This is a genomic window from Streptomyces sp. NTH33, assembly GCF_003236365.1.
In the GTDB taxonomy this organism is placed as follows: Bacteria; Actinomycetota; Actinomycetes; order Streptomycetales; family Streptomycetaceae; genus Streptomyces.
In genome coordinates, this window is record NZ_POTZ01001088.1 from 1 (window position 1) to 555 (window position 555).

The 555-nt window shown below is 67.9% G+C and carries 1 protein-coding gene; it reads right to left on the reverse strand.

The features are described 5' to 3' along the window. Window positions 1-474: hypothetical protein (locus C1I97_RS38605; RefSeq protein WP_111007421.1), on the reverse strand; the 474-nt coding region annotated here is incomplete at its 3' end. Window positions 475-555: the final 81 nt, after the last annotated feature.

The following is a 555-nucleotide window of genomic DNA, read 5'->3' on the forward strand; positions in this document are numbered from 1 at the left end:
GTCGATGCCCAGGGACGGGGCGACGTACTCCAGCTCGCGCAGGAGGGTCTGGGAGGAGCCGAGGGGGCCGCCGCCGGCGAGGAGTTCGTCGTTGGACAGGGGGTGCGGGAAGTCGAGGGGGACGTAGGCGCCGGCGTGGTCGTAGTGCCAGACCAGGTGGGACTGCTGGGCGGTCGTCTCGAACATCTCCAGCAACTGCTCGTAGTCGCCGCCCAGATCGTCGACCGGGGTCAGCGGCAGACCGCAGACCTGCAGGAGGTAGGCGCGGCGCAGGAAGTGCAGCGCGTCGTAGTCGAAGCCGGCCACCGGCGCCACCTCCCCGGACAGACCGGGCATGTACTGGTACACCGGCACCGGCGGAAGCCCGTTCTCGGTGAGCACCTTGTTGTACTGCGCGAGTTCCTCGGCGAACGGGTTGTCGGGGGTGTGGCACAGCACGTCCACGAGCGGTACCAGCCACAGGTCGCAGGCCAAAGAGGGCTCCTTGGGGAGGGCGGGGCTTCAAGCACGTTCGGTGGTGATCGGTGGTGATCGGTGGTGAAAGGAGTCTAGAAG